Genomic DNA, 20,200 nt, shown 5'->3' with positions numbered 1-20,200 from the left:
ATATGTTCAAGGAACTGACCTTAGCCGCCTTACTTTCCCCATGGTTGGATATTTCTGCTGAAGATAGTGCCAGTATGGTCGTGCAACGACTAGAACTCGATAGCCGCAAAGTCACTCAAGGCACGACGTTTGTTGCGATTAAAGGTCATGCCGTTGATGGTCGACGTTTTATCCCTTCAGCAATAGAGCTGGGCGCAAACGCGGTGATTGCTGAGGCGTGTGAGTTGCATCCTCATGGTGAGGTAACGAATGTCTCTGGAGTGAGTGTTGTCTATATCAACCAACTCAATCAGCATCTATCCGCTCTCGCTAGCCAACTTTATCCGCTGGCCAAGAACAAGCTCATTGGCGTAACGGGAACGAATGGTAAAACCACGATTACCCAGATTATGGCGCAGTGGCTTGATCTTGTTGGCCAGAAAGCCGCCGTTATGGGTACTACGGGCAATGGTTTTCTCTCTGACCTGCAACCCGTAGCTAACACGACAGGCAATGCGATAGAAATTCAGCAAACTCTGTATCGATTAGAAGAGCAGGGGGCGCGATACTCCGCGTTGGAAGTTTCTTCACATGGCTTGGTTCAAGGGCGCGTTAAAACTCTACCGTTTGAAGTCGGCGTGTTTTCCAATCTTAGTCGTGATCACCTCGATTATCATGGCACGATGGAAGAGTATGCCGAGGCAAAGTTTTCGCTATTTAGCCAACATCAGTGCAAAGCGGCGGTGATTAACGTTGATGATGAAGTCGGGGCTTGTTGGATTCAACGCCTAGATTCGCCCATTGCGGTTTCTCTTCAGCCAACGGATTACCCAAATGCAGTATGGGCTCAAAGTGTAAGTTATAGCGAAGCAGGAATAACGTTATCCATTGATGGGATGTTTGGGCGTGGAGAATTTACGGTCGCACTTATCGGTGAGTTTAATGCAAGTAATGTCTTAGTGGCATTAACCGCACTACTCGCACTTGGTATCGACAAACAAGCGTTGTTTGATGTGGCTGGTTCCTTAAAACCTGTACTCGGTCGAATGGAGCTATTTACAGCAAATGGCAAAGCGAAAGTCGTGGTCGATTATGCCCACACCCCAGATGCATTAGAAAAAGCATTACAAGCGCTTCGTGTTCATTGCCATGGCAAGCTATGGGCAATCTTTGGTTGTGGTGGTGATCGTGATAAGGGTAAGCGTCCAATGATGGCTGCGATTGGTGAAAGTCTGGCTGACAAAGTGATATTGACCGATGATAACCCACGTAGTGAATCTCCGGCAGCAATCGTAGAGGACATGCTGGAAGGAATGCAGAATCCCCAACAAGCCATTGTTGAGCACAATCGATTTAATGCGCTCAAGCATGCCCTCGCTCATAGCAGTGAGTTGGACATTATCTTACTTGCTGGCAAAGGGCATGAAGATTATCAAGTGATGGCGGACAAAACTATCCAATATTCAGACCGAGAGTCTGCGCTACAACTTTTGGAGGTGTCGTTATGATTACCTTGATGTTAAGCCAAATCGCACAAGCATTAGACGCTGAGCTAATTGGTAATGACACGGCAATAGAATCTGTATCAACGGATACACGAGTGATTGAAACTGGTGCTCTTTTTGTTGCACTGGTTGGCGAACGTTTTGATGCCCATGACTTCGTTGCACAAGCGGTTGAGTCAGGTGCTGGTGCTCTGTTGGTCAGTAGAGTCGTGGACAGTGATGTCCCGCAACTGTTGGTCAAAGATACTAAACTGGCTTTGGGTCAGCTTGGTTCACTGGTTCATCATGCTTGTCAGACCCCTACTGTTGCGATCACGGGCAGTGCCGGTAAAACAACCGTCAAAGAGATGGTTGCGAGCATTATGGCGCAGCAAGGACGAGTTTTGTTTACCGCTGGGAATTTCAATAACGACATCGGTGTTCCACTAACATTGCTGCGTTCAACGCCTGAAGATGACTATGCCGTTATTGAGATGGGCGCGAACCACATCGGAGAAATTGCTTACACGACTAATCTGGTCAAAGCAGACGTTGCGTTAGTCAATAATGTTGCTGCGGCGCACTTAGAAGGTTTTGGCTCTCTTGATGGTGTAAAACAAGCGAAAGGTGAAATCTATCAGGGATTAAAACCTGGCTCGGTCGCGATTATCAATTTAGACAGTCATGGTGGAGATTATTGGCAAGGTGTTCTCGCTGACAAACAGGTAAAAAGTTTTTCAGTTGTTGATTCAGATGCCGACTACTTTGCCAAAGAGATCGGTCTCAATGCGTGTGGTGAAGCCAGCTTTACTCTGGTTTCACCGTTTGGCGAGATTGCAGTCAAACTTGGCATTGTTGGTCAACACAACGTTGCTAACGCATTGGCGGCGACAGCATTGGCGTTAGAACTGGGCGCCAATCTAGAAATGGTACAAACCGGCTTGGCTCATTTAAGCAAGGTTAAAGGTCGAGTTGAGGTGATTGAACTCAACGACAAGATCAAGCTTATTGACGATAGTTATAATGCCAGCGTACCCGCGATGAAAGCCGCGGCGGATCTGTTGGCGAGCTTCAAGGGAATTCGTTGGTTAATTTTGGGTAATATGGCTGAGTTAGGCGATGAAAGTCTTGCACTTCACCGTCAAGTCGGAGAACATGCAGCCCCATTCGAATTCGAACACGTGCTCACATATGGCGCTGATGCAAAAGCGATCAGCAATGAGTGTGATGGTCTTCATTTTGATAGCCATCAGAGCATGATTGATTATATTAAACAGCAGATAGTACAGCATCAAGAACCACAAACACTGCTAGTCAAAGGGGCAAATAGTGCTGGAATGAGTAAAGTCGCTACTGCTGTCAAGGAGATGTATACATGATTATTTGGCTCGCGGAGCTACTACAGCCATATTTTTCATTCTTCCGATTATTTGAGTACCTGTCGTTTCGTGCGATTGTGAGTGTACTTACCGCGTTAGGCATTTCATTGTGGATGGGACCAATCATGATCCGCCGTTTGCAGTTATTGCAGATCGGTCAGGTGGTTCGAAATGAAGGTCCTGAGTCTCACTTCAGTAAACGCGGTACGCCTACAATGGGTGGGATAATGATTCTGACGTCCATTGTAACGACGGTTCTGTTATGGACGGATCTCTCAAACCCTTATGTATGGTCAGTTCTGGCCGTTCTTATTGGTTACGGTGCAGTCGGGTTTGTTGATGACTACCGCAAGGTCGTACGTAAAAACACCGATGGTTTGATTGCTCGCTGGAAGTACTTTTGGCAGTCTGCTATTGCGCTGGTTGTCGCTTTCGCGCTATACGCTCATGGTAAAGACACCGCGGCCACTCAGCTAGTGGTACCGTTTTTCAAAGAGATCATGCCTCAACTTGGCTTGATGTACATTGTACTGACTTACTTCGTTATTGTCGGCACCAGTAATGCGGTGAACTTGACCGATGGCCTGGATGGCCTAGCGATTATGCCAACGGTATTAGTTTCAGCTGGTTTTGCGGCTATTGCTTGGGCGACGGGCAACGTCAACTTTGCTAATTACCTACATATTCCATACATTCCGCAAGCGTCGGAGCTAGTGGTCGTTTGTACCGCAATAGTGGGCGCAGGACTTGGTTTCCTATGGTTCAACACTTACCCAGCACAAGTGTTTATGGGTGATGTGGGCTCACTCGCCTTAGGTGGTGCGCTTGGTACCATTGCCGTGTTGGTTCGTCAGGAATTTGTTTTAGTGATTATGGGGGGGGTTTTTGTAATGGAAACGCTTTCTGTAATCTTACAGGTCGGTTCCTATAAGTTGCGTGGTCAACGTATTTTCCGTATGGCACCAATTCACCATCATTACGAGCTAAAAGGTTGGCCTGAACCACGAGTGATCGTTCGTTTCTGGATCATCTCTATTGTGCTTGTTCTTGTCGGTTTAGCGACGCTTAAAGTTCGATAAGGAAGTTCACACCATGACCACGGATCGTTGGCAAGGTATTGAGAAAGTCGTTGTTGTAGGGCTCGGTATCACCGGGCTCTCTGTCGTTAAGTACTTAACCTCATTACAGAAAACGCTAGATGTTCGCGTTATCGATACGCGTGAAAACCCACCGGGCAGTGAAGCCTTACCACAGGGGATTGCTCTACATAGTGGAAGTTGGAATCTGAACTGGTTACTTGAAGCTGATCTGGTTGTGACTAATCCCGGAATTGCTTTAGCGACGCCCGAAATTCAGCAGGTGCTCGCCAAGAGTATCCCTGTTGTTGGCGATATTGAGCTGTTTGCGTGGCAAGTCGATAAACCAGTGATCGCCATTACTGGCTCAAATGGTAAGAGTACCGTCACAGATTGGACGGGGCAGGTTGCTAAAGCGGCCGGTCTTACAGTCGGTGTTGGCGGCAACATTGGTGTGCCTGCGTTAGATCTTCTTGCGTTGGATGCGGACTTATATGTTCTAGAATTGTCCAGCTTCCAGTTAGAAACGACGCGCTCATTAGCGCCAAAAGCGGCGGCGTTTTTGAATCTATCTGAAGACCATATGGATCGTTACCAAGGTATGGAAGATTATCGCCAAGCGAAGTTGCGCATCTTTGAGCATGCTGAAGCTTGTGTGGTCAATGCTGACGATAAACAAACCTACCCAGACCATGATGGGCATAACCTGATCGAGTTTAGTCTGGTTGAGCCAACCCAGTTTGCCGTTACTGCGCAGCATGGTATCGAGTATATTTCAGTCAATGGCACGCTTATTTGTCCTACATCGGAACTCTCACTTGTTGGTCGTCATAATGTTGCCAACGCATTAGTGGTATTAGCCTTGTTAGCGCAAGTCGGCGTTGATATCGAAAAAGGCTTAGCTGCGTTGAAATCTTACCGCGGTTTGACACATCGCTGCCAAGTGGTTGCCGATAATCGTGGTGTTAAGTGGGTCAATGATTCGAAAGCGACGAATGTCGCCAGCACTATGGCAGCCTTGGCGGGTCTTGAGCTGGAAGGCACCCTGTATCTTTTAGTGGGTGGTATCGGTAAAGGTGCTGATTTCTCCCAGTTAGAACCGATACTCAAGCCTTTGAAGCTGCAATTATGCTGTTTTGGTGAGGACGGTGACCAGTTTATGCCGCTTCACCCAAGCGCTCAGCGTTTTGACGATATGGAAGAGATCATTCAGTGGTTAGCGCCCAATGTGATTGCCGGAGATATGGTATTACTTTCTCCAGCCTGTGCCAGCTTTGACCAGTTCAGTAATTTTATGGCTCGTGGAGATGCATTCACCGAGCTAGCGAAAGCTTACGCATAAATAACGTAGGGAACTATGCAAACTCGAAACGTTTTTGGCAGCATCAAACGTTGGGTGACTACATCGTCACCCGAAGCCCTGTATGACCGACAGTTAGTATGGATCTCTTTGGGGTTGATGCTGACTGGGCTGGTGATGGTGACCTCTGCTTCGTTTCCAATCAGTTCTCGGTTAACTGACCAACCTTTTCACTTTATGTTTCGCCACGCTATTTTTTTGGTGCTGGCCATCTCCACCTCGGCCGTTATCCTTCAAGTCCCGATCAAGCGTTGGTTAGAGTTCAGTACTTGGCTTTTGTTGCTTTCAATCGGACTACTCATCGTCGTGCTCGTTGCGGGTAAATCGGTGAACGGTGCTTCGCGATGGATTCCATTAGGCTTGTTTAACTTACAGCCAGCAGAAGTCGCCAAACTGTCGTTGTTCATCTTCATGTCTGGTTATTTAGTGCGAAAGAGTGAAGAAGTTCGGTCCAGCTTTTTCGGCGGTTTTATCAAGCCGATTATTGTCTTTGCAACGCTGGCGAGTTTACTGTTGCTCCAGCCTGACTTAGGGACCGTCATCGTGATGTTGGTTACTCTGTTTGGTATGTTGTTTATTGCTGGAGCCAAGCTGACTCAGTTTCTCGCTTTAATGGTCGTAGGCTTGGTTGCGGTTGCAACGCTTATCTATATCGAACCTTACCGGATGCGCCGTGTTACCTCTTTCATGGATCCGTGGGATGACCCATTTGGTAGTGGATATCAGTTAACTCAATCTTTGATGGCATTTGGCCGTGGCGAGTGGTTCGGCCAAGGGTTAGGCAACTCAATTCAAAAATTGGAATATCTACCAGAAGCGCATACTGACTTTGTCTTCGCCGTGCTAGCCGAAGAGTTAGGTTATGTGGGGGTTGTACTGGTATTGATGCTGATTTTTAGTTTGGTGTTAAAAGCGATTTATATTGGTCGTAAGGCATTTGAAAACAACCAACTCTTTGGTGGCTATTTAGCATTTGGTATCGGGATTTGGTTTGCTTTCCAAACTCTAGTCAACGTCGGTGCTGCTGCGGGTATGGTACCCACCAAAGGTTTGACGTTACCTCTGATCAGTTATGGTGGTTCGAGTTTGATCGTCATGGCTGTTGCCGTTTCCATTTTACTGCGTATCGATTATGAGTGCCGATTGGGTAGTGCAGAAAACAAGAACAAAAGTTAAATACAGATGAAAACGAATAAAAGATTAATGGTTATGGCTGGCGGGACAGGTGGCCATGTTTTCCCAGGACTTGCCGTTGCGAAAAAGCTTCAGTCGCAAGGTTGGGATATTCGCTGGTTGGGTACTGCTGATCGTATGGAAGCGGATTTGGTGCCGAAACACGGTATCGAGATCGATTTTATCAAAGTAAAAGGTCTACGCGGTCAAGGCATTGGCCGATTAATTGCCGCACCATTGCAGATTATCAATGCTGTGTTTCAGGCGAGAGCTCATATGAAGCGTTGGAAGCCAGATGCAGTTCTTGGTATGGGTGGCTACGTAAGTGGACCGGGCGGAATCGCTGCATGGTCACTTGGTATCCCTATTGTTTTGCATGAACAAAACGCTGTTGCGGGCCTGACAAATCAATGGCTATCTAAGATAGCTCGTCAGGTTTTTCAGGCTTTCCCAGGGGCTTTCCCAGCGGCTCCAGTTGTTGGTAACCCTGTGCGTGAAGATGTGGTGACCATTGAACCGCCAACTAGCCGGATGAGTCAGCGTGATGGTGATATCAGAATTTTGGTTATGGGAGGCAGCCAAGGTGCTCAGATCCTTAACCGAACGTTACCTGAAGTGATGGCTAAGCTTGGCAGTGGCTATCAGATTCGCCACCAGGCTGGTAAAAACAACCAGCAGGAAGTGGCGCAAGCATACGCCGAGCATCAAGTCGAGAGCGCGGAAGTGCTCGAGTTTATCGATGATGTAGCCGCGGCTTATCAATGGGCTGATCTACTTGTGTGTCGCTCAGGTGCGCTGACCGTATCTGAAGTATCCGCTGCGGGTGTCGGGGCTATCTTTATCCCGTTTATGCATAAAGATAGACAGCAGGCCTTGAATGCTGACCATTTGGTAGAGTGTGGTGCAGCAAAAATGATTGAGCAGGGTGAACTCACCGTAGAGAAACTTGCGAACGAAATTCAACAGCTAGATCGCGCGGCTTTGCTTGATATGGCAAAGAAAGCACGAGACGCTGCTAAGTTAGATGCAGATAGTGTGGTCTCTGAAGCCATTATTGCACTGACGAAATAACGAGAAAGAATCATGACAGTTAAACATACTCAAGATTTGGCTCAGATTAGAGCTATGGTGCCAGAGATGCGCCGCGTAAAATGCATTCACTTCATCGGTATTGGTGGTGCAGGTATGAGCGGTATTGCCGAAGTATTACTGAATGAAGGATATCAAATTTCTGGATCAGATATTGCGGCTAATGTGACGATAGAACGTCTGATTAAGAAAGGCGCGACAGTATTTATTGGTCATGCAAAAGAAAATGTTTCAGAGGCGAGTGTTGTCGTTGTTTCAACCGCCATCAATGAAGAAAACCCAGAGATAATAGCGGCGCGCGCAGCACGTATTCCGGTCGTTCGTCGTGCTGAAATGCTTGCTGAGTTAATGCGCTTCCGCCACGGCATTGCGGTTGCTGGTACACATGGTAAAACCACAACCACTGCACTTGTCACACAAATTTACTCAGAAGCTGGCTTAGATCCAACGTTCGTTAATGGCGGTCTTGTTAAGAGTGTCGGAACTAATGCTCGTCTCGGTTCGAGCCGTATCTTAATTGCAGAAGCGGATGAAAGTGATGCTTCATTCCTACACCTTCAGCCAATGGTCAGCATCGTCACCAATATCGAAGCTGATCATATGGATACCTATGGTGGTGATTTTGAGACTCTAAAGCAGACATTTATCGATTTTCTTCACAACCTTCCATTTTACGGTCAAGCGATCGTATGCATTGATGATCCTGTTGTACGAGAATTGGTTCCAATCATTAGCCGTCAGGTGATCACCTATGGTTTCTCTGAGGATGCGGATGTACGCATTACTCATTACCGACAAGAAGGGCAGCAAGGCAAATTCACCGTTGCTCGCCATGGCAAACCGGATTTAGATATTACTCTCAATATTCCTGGTAGGCACAACGCACTGAATGCGTCTGCGGCAATCGCGGTTGCTACTGAGGATGACATTAGTGATGAGGCCGTTCTAAAAGCCATGGCCGGAACTCAAGGTACAGGACGCAGATTTGAACACCTTGGTGAGTTCAATACTGGTAATGGTCAGGCCATGCTGGTCGATGATTATGGACATCATCCAACGGAAGTTGATGTGACCATTCAAGCTGCACGCAATGGTTGGCAGGATAAACGTCTCGTTATGATTTTTCAGCCTCACCGTTATAGCCGAACACGAGATCTTTACGATGATTTCGCCAATGTACTCGAACAAGTTGATGTTCTGATCATGTTGGATGTTTATTCTGCAGGTGAGAAACCTATCTCGGGAGCCGATGGACGCTCTTTATGTAGGACTATTCGTAGTCGCGGTAAGATTGATCCGATTTTTGTTCCAGATAGCAAGGCGTTACCTTCAGTTCTCGCTAATGTTTTACAAGATGGTGACTTAGTACTAACTCAAGGTGCGGGTGATGTTGGTAAGGTAGCGAAACAGCTCGAAGCTCTTGAGTTAAATGTCGACAAGATGTCTCAAGCTTGATTTAAACATTGAATTTTGACTAATTGCGTCACTTATTCCGTTTTAAGTGGCGATTTCTTAATATCAGTGTTTGATACTTTCTATGACGCCAGTATAATCCGAAGGTTAAAGTAAGTGCTTTTGCCTCTATATACGAATTGAGATAGGGAAAATAAGCGAGCTAATTGGCAAGGACTATGGACTTTGATTAAAAGTGCTTTTAATGAAGGCCGTCGTTTAACCTCTAAACCACTAGTTAAAGAACACGCTCTAGGTGGCGCATTCTTGCTGGTGGTATTGTTGTTAATAGGCTCTCTCCTTTACTCTACGATCTCTTGGATGTGGGATGACCAGCGTCTTCCGCTATCTAAGATCGTGCTCCAGGGTGAATTACATTACGTTTCAGCAGCTGATGTACAGCGAGCATTTGCTCAGCTTGATCATGTTGGAACGTTTATGTCGCAGGATATTAACGTGCTACAAAATATGGCCGAGTCTATCCCCTGGGTATCACATGCCTCAATTCGTAAACAATGGCCTGACACGGTTAAAGTCTTTCTTACTGAGTTTCATGCAGAGGCTATCTGGAATGGCAATGCACTACTCAATGAAGATGGGCAAGTTTTCGACGGTGACATAGCCAAATTGGATGAAGAGCGAGTAAAACTTTATGGACCGCAAAACAGTAGCGAAGAAGTGTTGCGAGTGTGGCGTGAGATCAGTCCAAAGTTTCAGTCACTTAACTTAACGATTACTTCCTTGGTGTTGAATGAACGCCGAGCTTGGCAGATTATCCTAGATAACGGAATTCGCCTCGAGCTAGGCAAAGAGTCACTACAGGAACGGATAGAGCGCTTTGTTTCGCTTTATCAGAATTTGGGTAGCGATGCTCAGCGAGTAAGCTACATCGACCTCAGGTATGATACGGGAGCCTCAATTGGATGGTTCCCAGAACAAGAGTTAGAGCAAGAGAATACAGATGACTAAGACCGCTGATGACAGCATTATTGTTGGTCTTGATATAGGCACTGCAACCGTATCGGCTCTCGTGGGTGAAGTATTGCCTGATGGTCAAATCAATATTATTGGCGCAGGCAGCAGTCCTTCCCGCGGGATGGATAAAGGTGGCGTGAATGACCTTGAATCGGTTGTAAAATCGGTTCAGCGAGCGGTCGATCAAGCAGAGCTGATGGCAGAATGCGATATCACGAATGTGTTTATCTCCCTTTCAGGGCGTCACATTGCTAGCCGAATTGAGAAAGGCATGGGAACCATTTCGGATGAAGAGGTCTCTCAAGAAGATATGGATCGTGCGATTCATACTGCCAAATCAATTAAGATTGGTGACGAACAGCGCATTCTGCACGTTATCCCTCAAGAATTTACGATTGACTATCAAGAAGGGATAAAAAATCCGCTAGGTTTATCAGGAGTGCGCATGGAAGTTAGCGTGCACCTGATCTCTTGTCACAATGATATGGCGAGAAATATCATAAAAGCAGTCGAGCGTTGTGGACTCAAAGTTGAGCATCTGGTTTATTCAGGGTTAGCAGCGAGTAATGCTGTGATCACTGAAGATGAACGAGAGCTTGGTGTTTGTGTTGTAGACATCGGTGCTGGTACGATGGATGTATCCATTTGGACTGGCGGCGCATTGCGTCATACCGAAGTGTTTTCATACGCTGGCAATGCAGTGACAAGTGATATCGCTTTTGCCTTCGGTACCCCAGTTAGTGATGCTGAAGAAATTAAAGTGAAATATGGCTGTGCTCTAAGTGAGTTAGTCAGTAAAGATGATACAGTTAACGTTCCAAGTGTAGGCGGACGCCCATCACGCAGTTTACAAAGACAGACTTTGTCTGAAGTGATTGAGCCTCGTTATACTGAGTTGATGGGACTGGTTAACCAAACTATCGATACCGTACAAGAAAAACTGCGCGAAGAAGGGATTAAACATCACCTAGCCGCAGGAGTGGTGCTCACAGGAGGAGCGTCACAGATTGAAGGTTTGGTAGAATGTGCGGAACGTGTATTCCGCAACCAAGTTAGAGTCGGCAAACCCTTAGAGGTGAGTGGCTTAACTGATTACGTTAAAGAGCCGTATCATTCTACGGCAGTTGGTTTACTTCATTACGCAAGAGATGCACGAGTAAATGATGATACTGAGTATAACGAGCCCTCTCGTGCCTCTGTAACGGGTTTATTTGGTCGTTTGCGTAATTGGATACAAAAAGAGTTTTAACCTGAGCAGCAGGAAAAACGGAGATAACACATGTTTGAACCGATGATGGAAATGTCTGACGATGCAGTAATTAAAGTCGTTGGGGTTGGTGGCGGTGGCGGTAACGCCGTTGAACACATGGTACGTGAATCCATCGAAGGTGTTGAGTTTATTAGTATTAATACTGATGCTCAGGCACTTCGTAAAACCAGCGTGAATAGCGTTATTCAGATTGGTGGTGATATCACAAAAGGACTTGGCGCAGGTGCAAACCCACAAGTTGGGCGTGACGCAGCTCTCGAAGATCGTGATCGAATTAAAGAAGAGCTGAGTGGTGCCGATATGGTATTTATCGCAGCTGGTATGGGTGGTGGTACTGGTACAGGTGCAGCCCCAGTAATTGCAGAAGTAGCAAGAGAGCTCAATATCTTGACTGTTGCTGTAGTGACTAAGCCATTTAGCTTTGAAGGCAAGAAACGCCTAGCGTTTGCTGAACAAGGTATTGAAGAGCTTTCTAAACATGTGGATTCATTAATCACGATTCCTAATGAAAAGCTTCTCAAAGTACTTGGTCGTGGTATCACACTACTTGAAGCCTTTGCGAGTGCTAACGATGTATTGAAGAATGCAGTACAGGGTATTGCAGAGCTGATTACTCGTCCTGGCATGATTAACGTCGACTTTGCTGACGTACGTACAGTTATGTCGGAAATGGGTCATGCGATGATGGGTAGCGGTGTTGCAAAAGGTGAAGACCGTGCAGAAGAAGCGGCTGAAATGGCGATTTCAAGCCCGCTGCTTGAAGATATCGATCTTGCTGGCGCACGTGGTGTACTTGTGAACATCACTGCGGGTCTAGATATGCGTCTAGACGAGTTTGAAACTGTAGGTAATACAGTAAAAGCTTTCGCATCAGATAACGCTACGGTTGTTATTGGTACTTCACTTGATCCTGATATGGCAGATGAAATTCGTGTAACAGTTGTTGCTACGGGTATTGGTAACGAGAAGAAACCTGACATCACGCTAGTTGCGGGCGGTAAGGCGAAAGTTGCGCCAGTTGCTCAGCCACAGACTCAACCACAAGCGGTGACATCTCAGCATGCAACCGTCAATAAAGTGGAAGAGAAAACGGCATCAACTTTGCAAGATAAGCCACAGGTAACTCCTCAGCCAACGACATCTGCGTCGTCTGGTTCGAGTGCAAGCCAAAGTGCAGCGCCGAAAGCGGACAAAGAAAGCGGCTACTTAGATATTCCAGCCTTCTTACGTCGTCAAGCTGACTAATACAATCGCAATTTGACACTGTTCAATTTTGTGGTAGCATGCACGGTCAATATCACCATTGACCGTGATTTGTAGCATTTTTACTGAGGCAAAGTAGATGATCAGACAACGTACTCTGAAAGAAATAGTGAAAACAACTGGTGTGGGTCTCCACTCTGGTCGTAAAGTCACACTTACTCTTCGCCCAGCAGCTGCAAATACAGGCATTATTTACCGCCGTACCGATGTAAATCCACCGGTTGATTTTCCTGCGGATCCAGAATCTGTGCGCGATACAATGCTATGTACAGCGCTGGTGAATGATCAAGGTGTACGTATCTCTACAGTAGAGCACTTAAATGCGGCTCTTGCTGGTATGGGCATTGACAACATCGTTGTTGAAGTCGATGCGCCAGAAATTCCAATTATGGATGGCAGTGCGAGCCCGTTCGTATTCTTGTTGCAACAGGCTGGTATTGAAGAGCAAAACGCGGCGAAACGCTTTATTCGCATTAAAAAGCCAGTACGCTTTGAAGATGGCGATAAGTGGGCTGAGTTTGTTCCTTTCAATGGCTTCCGCATGGATTTCGAAATCGAGTTTAATCACCCAGCGATTGATGCAGATGAGCAACACTTGTTGTTTGACTTCTCTTCTCAAGGCTTCGTGAAAGAAATCTCTCGTGCACGTACGTTTGGTTTCATGCGCGATATTGAATACCTTCAATCACAGAACCTAGTTCTAGGTGGTAGCTTCGATAACGCTATCGTGCTTGATGAGTACCGTATCTTGAATGAAGAAGGCCTTCGTTTCGAAAATGAGTTTGTGACGCATAAAGTTCTTGATGCAATTGGTGATCTTTACATGTGTGGTCATCCAATTATTGGTGAGTTCCGTGCGTTCAAATCAGGCCATGGTCTAAACAACCAGCTACTTCGTTCAGTACTTGCTGATCAAGAAGCGTGGGAGTGGGTGACTTTCGAAGAAGAATCAACGTCTCCGGTAGCATTTGCCGAGCCAAATGTAGTATTAGATTGAATTAAAAAAGCCAGACGAGAGTCTGGCTTTTTTATGCCTACAATAAAACTAATCTTTCCAAACGAGCCTTAACTTTAGGTGATGCACCACTGGCAATCATTTCTAAGTACTGAGCGGCTGTTTCAGAAATAGGGTCGCGAGGCTTAGATCTCTCTTTTTTCTCTTCACGGCTTCGATAAAGATCTGGGTTGATCTGCACCGTTACACCAATGAGGCGGGCAAAACCTTTTGTTCGTAATTGGTTAAGGATATGCAAACGCTCATAGTCGATCTTCATTTTGATCCCTGCACTGGCCACTTCGAGGAACAGTTGATTATCGCGAATGTTTGCCACCCGGCAATGATCTTCCGCGCCTCTGGGCAGAATTGCCTTTAATTCTTTGTTGATCGTCATGATCTCTTTTGCGTGCTGTTGGAGCTGCGAAAGTCGTGAATCGGCAATGATCTCGTCACCTAACGTCGGGCGATGGTCTCTCATAATGAGCCTCAAGTTCCATAGTCAGCCCTATTTTAGTCAAAGGATTGGTACGAAGATAGGGCAGATAACGAATAAACTTCCATCATATAACGTCAAAAAATAAAGAATGCTTCAAACAAATCACCTTGTTATTGGTTGTCGGAGGCAAAATTTCATAAACTATGCGCCACTTATAGTGATATAAGCCTTGAAATCTAGAGTTCTCATCTCAATATCTGAGTTACGTGATTTATCTCAGTATTCTTAGTAAAAAACTGTTAGAGACTGAAGGCATTGAAATAGATCGGGCCCGATCTAAATAAAGAGAGATTCATAGCAAATGATAACTAAGCTACTGACAAAGGTAATTGGCAGTCGCAATGACAGAACACTGCGACGCCTGAGAAAAATTGTAAAAGAGATTAATAACTACGAACCAACGTTTGAAGCTCTATCTGACGAAGAGTTAAAAGCTAAAACGGTTGAGTTCCGTCAGCGTTTAGAACAGGGTGAAACGTTAGATAAATTACTACCAGAAGCTTTTGCAACGGTACGTGAAGCATCTAAGCGTGTTTATGGCATGCGCCATTTCGACGTTCAGCTTATCGGTGGTATGGTACTGAACGCAGGCCAAATCGCAGAAATGCGTACAGGTGAAGGTAAAACATTAACAGCAACCTTGCCTGCCTACTTAAATGCCCTTCCTGGTAAAGGTGTCCACGTTGTTACGGTGAATGACTATCTAGCCAAACGTGATGCAGAAACAAACCGTCCTTTATTTGAATTCCTAGGTATGACTGTTGGTGTGAACGTGCCTAACATGGCGCCACCAGAGAAGAAGCAAGCTTATCTAGCCGATATTCTGTACGGCACAAACAACGAATTTGGTTTCGACTACTTACGCGATAATATGGCTTTCCGTGCCGAAGACCGCGTACAGCGTGAACGCTTCTTTGCTGTTGTCGATGAGGTGGACTCGATTCTGATTGATGAAGCGCGTACGCCGCTGATCATTTCAGGCCCTGCTGAAGATAGCTCAGAGCTCTACACTCGCATTAATACCCTGATCCCACATCTACAAAAACAAGATAAAGAAGATTCAGAAGAGTACCGCGGTGACGGTCACTACACTGTAGATGAGAAGTCTAAGCAAGTTCACTTGACTGAAACGGGTCAAGAATTTGTGGAAGAGCTAATGATTAAAAATGGACTGATGGAAGAGGGTGACACACTTTATTCACCAACCAATATCAGTCTACTACATCACGTGAATGCCGCTCTGCGCGCTCACGTATTGTTTGAGAAAAACGTCGATTACATCGTTACCGAAGATGGTGAAGTGGTTATTGTTGACGAACACACTGGCCGTACAATGCCGGGACGTCGTTGGTCAGAAGGGCTACACCAAGCGGTAGAAGCAAAAGAAGGCGTGAAGATCCAGAATGAAAACCAGACTCTGGCATCGATCACTTTCCAGAACTATTTCCGTCTATACGAAAAACTGTCAGGTATGACAGGTACCGCAGATACAGAAGCGTTCGAATTCCAGTCTATCTATGGTCTTGAAACGGTTGTTATTCCAACCAACAAGCCAATGATTCGTAACGATATGCCAGATGTGGTTTATCGTACCGAAGCTGAAAAATTCAACGCGATCATCGAAGACATTAAAGAACGTGTTGAGAAAGGTCAGCCATCTCTAGTGGGTACGGTTTCGATTGAAAAATCTGAGCTTCTTTCTAATGCATTGAAGAAAGCCAAAATCAAGCACAATGTTCTTAACGCCAAGTTCCACGAGCGAGAAGCTGAGATCGTTGCAGAAGCAGGTATTCCTGGCGCGGTCACTATCGCTACTAACATGGCTGGTCGTGGTACCGACATCGTGTTGGGTGGTAGCTGGCAAGCGAAAGTAGAGGCATTGCAAAATCCTTCACAAGAGCAGATTGATGCAATTAAAGCTGAATGGAAAGTGGTTCACGACCAAGTTCTGCAAGCGGGTGGTTTGCATATTATTGGTACAGAGCGTCATGAATCTCGCCGTATCGACAACCAGTTACGTGGTCGTTCTGGTCGTCAAGGTGATGCAGGTTCTTCTCGTTTCTACCTATCGATGGAAGACTCACTGCTGCGTATCTTTACCTCTGATCGTATGGCAAGCCTGATCCAAAGTGGTATGGATGAGGGCGAAGCGATTGAATCTAAGATGTTATCTCGTTCGATCGAGAAAGCTCAGCGTAAAGTAGAAGGTCGCAACTTCGATATTCGTAAGCAGTTGCTCGAATACGATGACGTGGCGAATGACCAGCGTAAGGTTGTTTACGAACTTCGCGATGAACTGATGAATGTTGAAGACATCAGCGAAATGATCGAACAAAACCGCGTTGATGTTCTGTCTGCAACGATTGATGAGTACATCCCACCACAATCTCTGGAAGATATGTGGGATATTGAAGGCCTTCAAGAGCGTCTTAAAAATGACTTTGACCTCAATGCCCCAATCAAACAGTGGCTTGAGGAAGACGACAAGCTATACGAAGAAGCATTGCGCGAGAAGATCCTAGATACCGCGGTAGCCGTTTACAAACAGAAAGAAGAAGTGGTCGGTGCGCAAGTACTCCGTAACTTTGAAAAATCTGTCATGCTACAAACGCTAGATACATTGTGGAAAGAACACCTAGCTGCGATGGATCACCTTCGTCAAGGTATTCACTTACGTGGTTATGCACAGAAGAACCCTAAGCAAGAATACAAACGTGAGTCATTTGAACTGTTTGAAGGTCTTCTTGATTCTCTAAAAGCTGACGTGATCACGATTCTTTCTAAGGTCCGCGTTCAACAGCAGGAAGAAGTAGAACGTATGGAAGCTCAGCGTCTTGCTCAAGCTGAAGAAGCGGCTCGACGTGCGCAAGCTCAACATGCGTCTGCTGATAATCAGTTGTCTGATAGTGATGAATCGCAAGGTGCTCACCAACCGGTCGTTCGTGATGAACGTAAAGTGGGACGTAACGAACCATGCCCATGTGGTAGTGGTAAAAAATACAAGCAGTGCCACGGACAAATAAACTAATGTCTTGGCTGAGGACAGCGTCGGCAGTGCCTATTTACTCACGTAAACTCCGCATTGCCTGGTTGTCCTTAACGCGTGCTGCTATGGAAAATTGATAATATAAAGAGTCGCGTTTGCGGCTCTTTTTGTATCTAATGTTTGTAATTAGAACAGTCTGCCCCGTTGCAGGGTATGGCAACCAAAGTAATTAGGAAGTCAGATGAAAAGAATCCATATTGTCGCAGGTATTATTTTTAACCTCGATAAATCACAGGTATTCATTACAAAACGTCCAGATGACAAGCATAAAGGGGGCTTCTGGGAGTTTCCTGGCGGTAAAGTTGAGCAGGGTGAAACCATTGAACAGGCCATGATTCGAGAGCTTGAAGAAGAAATTGGTATTACGACTACCGAGCAGCAACCTTTTGAACACTTGGAGTTTGATTATCCAGATAAGTCACTCAAATTTGATTTCATGACAGTGACTCAATTTGAAGGTGAACCCTACGGTAAAGAAGGGCAACAGGGTTTGTGGGTTGCGCTAGATGAACTTGTTAATTACACCTTTCCTGAAGCCAATGTGCCGATTCTAGAGCGAGTAGTAAAAGAGTTTTGCTAACTTGCACTCTATAGCCGACTAGCCATCGCCTATTAATACTGTTAGTTTTATCCAATTGGCTATAAGAACAACTATTCGAAGAATGGAGAAAATGCAATGGTACGTATTGCAATTGCAGGAGCAGCGGGTCGTATGGGCCGCAATCTAGTTAAAGCGACTTACTTAAACCAGCAAGCTCAAGTGGCAGCTGGCTCAGAGCGCCCTGAATCATCATTAGTGGGTGTGGATATCGGCGAATTATGCGGTGAAGGGAAGCTCGATGTTTTTCTGACTGATGACCTAGCAAAAGAGGTTGATAACTTTGATGTGATCATTGACTTTACCGCCCCCGCGAGCACGTTGGCGAATATTGAGCTTTGTAAGCAACACGGAAAGTGCATTGTGATCGGGACAACCGGATTTTCAGATCAAGAACGTGAAATGATTGATCAGCATGCTAAAGCGATCCCTGTTGTGATGGCGCCAAATTACTCGGTTGGCGTTAACCTAGTATTTAAACTTCTAGAGAAAGCCGCCAAAGTAATGGGTGATTACTGCGATATCGAAATTGTAGAAGCTCACCACAGACATAAAGTTGATGCTCCTTCAGGGACTGCTATTGGTATGGGCGAAGCGATTGCTGAAGCTATGGGCAATAAGCTCAATGACGTCGCCGTATACGCACGTGAGGGTATTACGGGTGAACGTACAAAAGATGAAATCGGCTTCGCAACCATTCGTGCAGGCGACATCATTGGCGAACATACCGCTATGTTTGCTGATATTGGTGAGCGTGTTGAGATTACACACAAGGCGACCGATAGAATGACGTTTGCCAACGGTGCTGTGAAAGCCGCGGTGTGGCTAAAAGAGAAGCCAGCCGGTTTTTATACAATGACAGATGTACTTGGACTCAATGAACTCTAATTTGAGGTGAATGGGTCAACACGATCAAATCATTAAAGCAATATTAAATAATTATGCGCTGGGTTATCCCGGCGCTTTTTGTATCTGCCTATAGTTATGGGTTGTCATACCCTTTATTAAAGTGCAGTGACTAGTTAAGTTTAGTTGTGTTTTTGGTGGTTATGGTCGCTTATTGGCATTAAATGCTTAAAAGTGAGAGTTAACTTTGGTGGTGCAACGTTTGCGTAAATCATGGCTAAAAAAATGTGATCTTAAATCTGTTATGGTTAGTGAGATTCACCGTATTTTCATGAACACGATTGCTAATCGCGAGTAAACTTGTTTTTTTGGGGGTCTAAAACCATTTTTTGTTTTAACTGCTTTAAATAGTAAATTTATTTTCATGTCTATGTTGACACGAACCGCAAGCGTCTTTAGAATACCGCCAATTTGTCTAAAATACCTATTTGCGCTTTTTTATTGCGCCAAGGAAGGCAAATTTGCAGTTAAATTTATTATTTTTGCATTTTTATTCTGGAGGTTGTCTTGAGTAAATCAGCACTGTTAGTCCTAGAAGATGGGACAGTGTTCCGCGGTGTTTCCATTGGAGCAGATGGTTTATCCGTTGGTGAAGTTGTTTTTAATACCTCGATGACGGGGTACCAAGAAATCCTCACTGATCCTTCCTATTCCCAACAGATCGTCACCCTTACTTATCCTCACATTGGCAATACCGGTACTAATACCGAAGACGAAGAATCTTCTTCAATCCACGCACAAGGCCTTGTGATTCGCGATCTTCCTCTTATCGCTTCTAACTTCCGTAACCAACAATCCCTTTCTGACTACCTTAAATCGCAAAATATCGTCGGCATTGCTGATATCGATACGCGTAAACTTACTCGTATTTTGCGTGAAAAAGGTGCACAGAACGGTTGTATCGTCGCTGGTAACAACTTAGACGAGGCTCTAGCTCTTGCTAAAGCGAAAGAATTCCCTGGCCTAAAAGGTATGGACCTTGCGAAAGAAGTTACAACAAAAGAAGCGTACCAATGGAAACAGGGCTCGTGGACGCTTGAGGGTGGACTTCCTGAAGCGCAAGACGATAGCGAGCTGCCATATCATGTTGTTGCCTACGACTTCGGTGCAAAACGCAACATCCTGCGTATGCTTGTTGACCGAGGCTGCCGCCTAACCGTTGTGCCTGCTGAAACTTCAGCGGAAGAAGTCTTAGCTCTGAATCCAGATGGCGTATTCTTATCGAACGGCCCTGGCGATCCAGAACCATGTACTTACGCAATTGAAGCGACAAAAGTATTCCTAGAAAAAGGTTTGCCAGTCTTTGGTATCTGTCTTGGCCACCAAATCCTAGCACTAGCTTCTGGTGCGAAGACTGTGAAGATGAAGTTCGGTCACCATGGTGCTAACCACCCAGTTAAAGACCTAGACCGCAATGTTGTGATGATTACTTCTCAGAACCACGGTTTTGCGGCGGATGAAGCAACGCTACCTGAGAACTTGCGTGCAACTCACGTGTCACTATTTGATGGCTCTCTTCAAGGTATCCACCGTACGGATAAGCCAGCATTTAGCTTTCAAGGTCACCCTGAAGCAAGCCCAGGTCCACATGACGCGGCTCCGCTATTTGACCACTTTATCGAACTAATCAAACAACACAGCGCTTAATTCGGAGTAG

General features: G+C 45.7%; 16 protein-coding genes. 15 read left to right on the top strand and 1 reads right to left on the bottom strand.

Annotated elements, in window-relative coordinates; all coding sequences use genetic code 11:
* The first annotated feature begins 2 nt into the window (after positions 1-2).
* The 11 genes from murE (at position 3) to lpxC (ending at position 13,497) form a co-directional block, all read left to right on the top strand.
* Positions 3-1,487, top strand: coding sequence for a UDP-N-acetylmuramoyl-L-alanyl-D-glutamate--2,6-diaminopimelate ligase (murE, locus tag QTN94_RS04635; RefSeq protein WP_331427053.1), 1,485 nt, complete (start codon positions 3-5; stop codon positions 1,485-1,487).
* Entirely contained in the window at positions 1,484-2,842 is a 1,359-nt protein-coding gene (locus QTN94_RS04630) for a UDP-N-acetylmuramoyl-tripeptide--D-alanyl-D-alanine ligase (RefSeq protein WP_331427051.1), read from the top strand. Before murE ends, QTN94_RS04630 begins: the two co-directional genes overlap by 4 nt.
* Entirely contained in the window at positions 2,839-3,921 is a 1,083-nt protein-coding gene (mraY, locus tag QTN94_RS04625) for a phospho-N-acetylmuramoyl-pentapeptide-transferase (RefSeq protein ID WP_331416226.1), read from the top strand. Before QTN94_RS04630 ends, mraY begins: the two co-directional genes overlap by 4 nt.
* 13 nt (positions 3,922-3,934) lie before the next feature.
* The gene (gene murD, locus QTN94_RS04620; protein WP_331427049.1) at positions 3,935-5,260 is read left to right on the top strand and encodes a UDP-N-acetylmuramoyl-L-alanine--D-glutamate ligase; all 1,326 of its coding nucleotides are present in this window, start codon (positions 3,935-3,937) and stop codon (positions 5,258-5,260) included.
* Between the two features lie 15 nt (positions 5,261-5,275).
* Positions 5,276-6,454, top strand: a complete 1,179-nt coding sequence (gene ftsW / locus QTN94_RS04615) for a cell division protein FtsW (RefSeq protein WP_331427048.1) — start codon at positions 5,276-5,278, stop codon at positions 6,452-6,454.
* Positions 6,455-6,460: 6 nt separating this feature from the next.
* Positions 6,461-7,522 carry an undecaprenyldiphospho-muramoylpentapeptide beta-N-acetylglucosaminyltransferase gene (murG, locus tag QTN94_RS04610; RefSeq protein ID WP_331416229.1) on the top strand — a complete coding sequence of 354 codons (1,062 nt, stop codon included), beginning with the start codon at positions 6,461-6,463 and terminating at the stop codon, positions 7,520-7,522.
* A 12-nt stretch (positions 7,523-7,534) separates the two neighbouring features.
* Positions 7,535-8,995 carry a UDP-N-acetylmuramate--L-alanine ligase gene (gene murC / locus QTN94_RS04605; protein ID WP_331416230.1) on the top strand — a complete coding sequence of 487 codons (1,461 nt, stop codon included), beginning with the start codon at positions 7,535-7,537 and terminating at the stop codon, positions 8,993-8,995.
* A 183-nt stretch (positions 8,996-9,178) separates the two neighbouring features.
* Entirely contained in the window at positions 9,179-9,961 is a 783-nt protein-coding gene (locus QTN94_RS04600) for a cell division protein FtsQ/DivIB (RefSeq protein ID WP_331416231.1), read from the top strand.
* Positions 9,954-11,216 carry a cell division protein FtsA gene (ftsA, locus tag QTN94_RS04595; RefSeq protein ID WP_138972512.1) on the top strand — a complete coding sequence of 421 codons (1,263 nt, stop codon included), beginning with the start codon at positions 9,954-9,956 and terminating at the stop codon, positions 11,214-11,216. Before QTN94_RS04600 ends, ftsA begins: the two co-directional genes overlap by 8 nt.
* 30 nt (positions 11,217-11,246) lie before the next feature.
* Complete coding sequence (gene ftsZ / locus QTN94_RS04590; protein WP_331416232.1) at positions 11,247-12,482, top strand: cell division protein FtsZ; 1,236 nt, start codon at positions 11,247-11,249, stop codon at positions 12,480-12,482.
* Between the two features lie 97 nt (positions 12,483-12,579).
* Complete coding sequence (lpxC, locus tag QTN94_RS04585; protein WP_331427046.1) at positions 12,580-13,497, top strand: UDP-3-O-acyl-N-acetylglucosamine deacetylase; 918 nt, start codon at positions 12,580-12,582, stop codon at positions 13,495-13,497.
* 37 nt (positions 13,498-13,534) lie between these two features.
* Here the strand turns inward: lpxC and QTN94_RS04580 are convergent, their stop codons facing one another.
* Entirely contained in the window at positions 13,535-13,975 is a 441-nt protein-coding gene (locus QTN94_RS04580) for a DUF721 domain-containing protein (protein WP_331427045.1), read from the bottom strand.
* Positions 13,976-14,294: 319 nt separating this feature from the next.
* Between QTN94_RS04580 and secA the strand changes: the two genes are divergently transcribed.
* The 4 genes from secA (at position 14,295) to carA (ending at position 20,190) form a co-directional block, all read left to right on the top strand.
* Complete coding sequence (gene secA / locus QTN94_RS04575; RefSeq protein ID WP_331416235.1) at positions 14,295-17,021, top strand: preprotein translocase subunit SecA; 2,727 nt, start codon at positions 14,295-14,297, stop codon at positions 17,019-17,021.
* Positions 17,022-17,220: 199 nt separating this feature from the next.
* The gene (gene mutT, locus QTN94_RS04570) at positions 17,221-17,619 is read left to right on the top strand and encodes an 8-oxo-dGTP diphosphatase MutT (protein WP_138972507.1); all 399 of its coding nucleotides are present in this window, start codon (positions 17,221-17,223) and stop codon (positions 17,617-17,619) included.
* A gap of 96 nt (positions 17,620-17,715) precedes the next feature.
* The gene (gene dapB / locus QTN94_RS04565) at positions 17,716-18,525 is read left to right on the top strand and encodes a 4-hydroxy-tetrahydrodipicolinate reductase (protein WP_138972506.1); all 810 of its coding nucleotides are present in this window, start codon (positions 17,716-17,718) and stop codon (positions 18,523-18,525) included.
* Positions 18,526-19,050: 525 nt separating this feature from the next.
* Positions 19,051-20,190, top strand: a complete 1,140-nt coding sequence (gene carA, locus QTN94_RS04560) for a glutamine-hydrolyzing carbamoyl-phosphate synthase small subunit (protein WP_138972505.1) — start codon at positions 19,051-19,053, stop codon at positions 20,188-20,190.
* Positions 20,191-20,200 lie beyond the last annotated feature (10 nt).

It is taken from the genome of Vibrio sp. M250220, assembly GCF_036533795.1.
Classification (GTDB): Bacteria; Pseudomonadota; Gammaproteobacteria; order Enterobacterales; family Vibrionaceae; genus Vibrio.
Note: the sequence above shows the minus strand (reverse complement) of the source record. Positions and strands in the feature narration are given on the sequence as shown.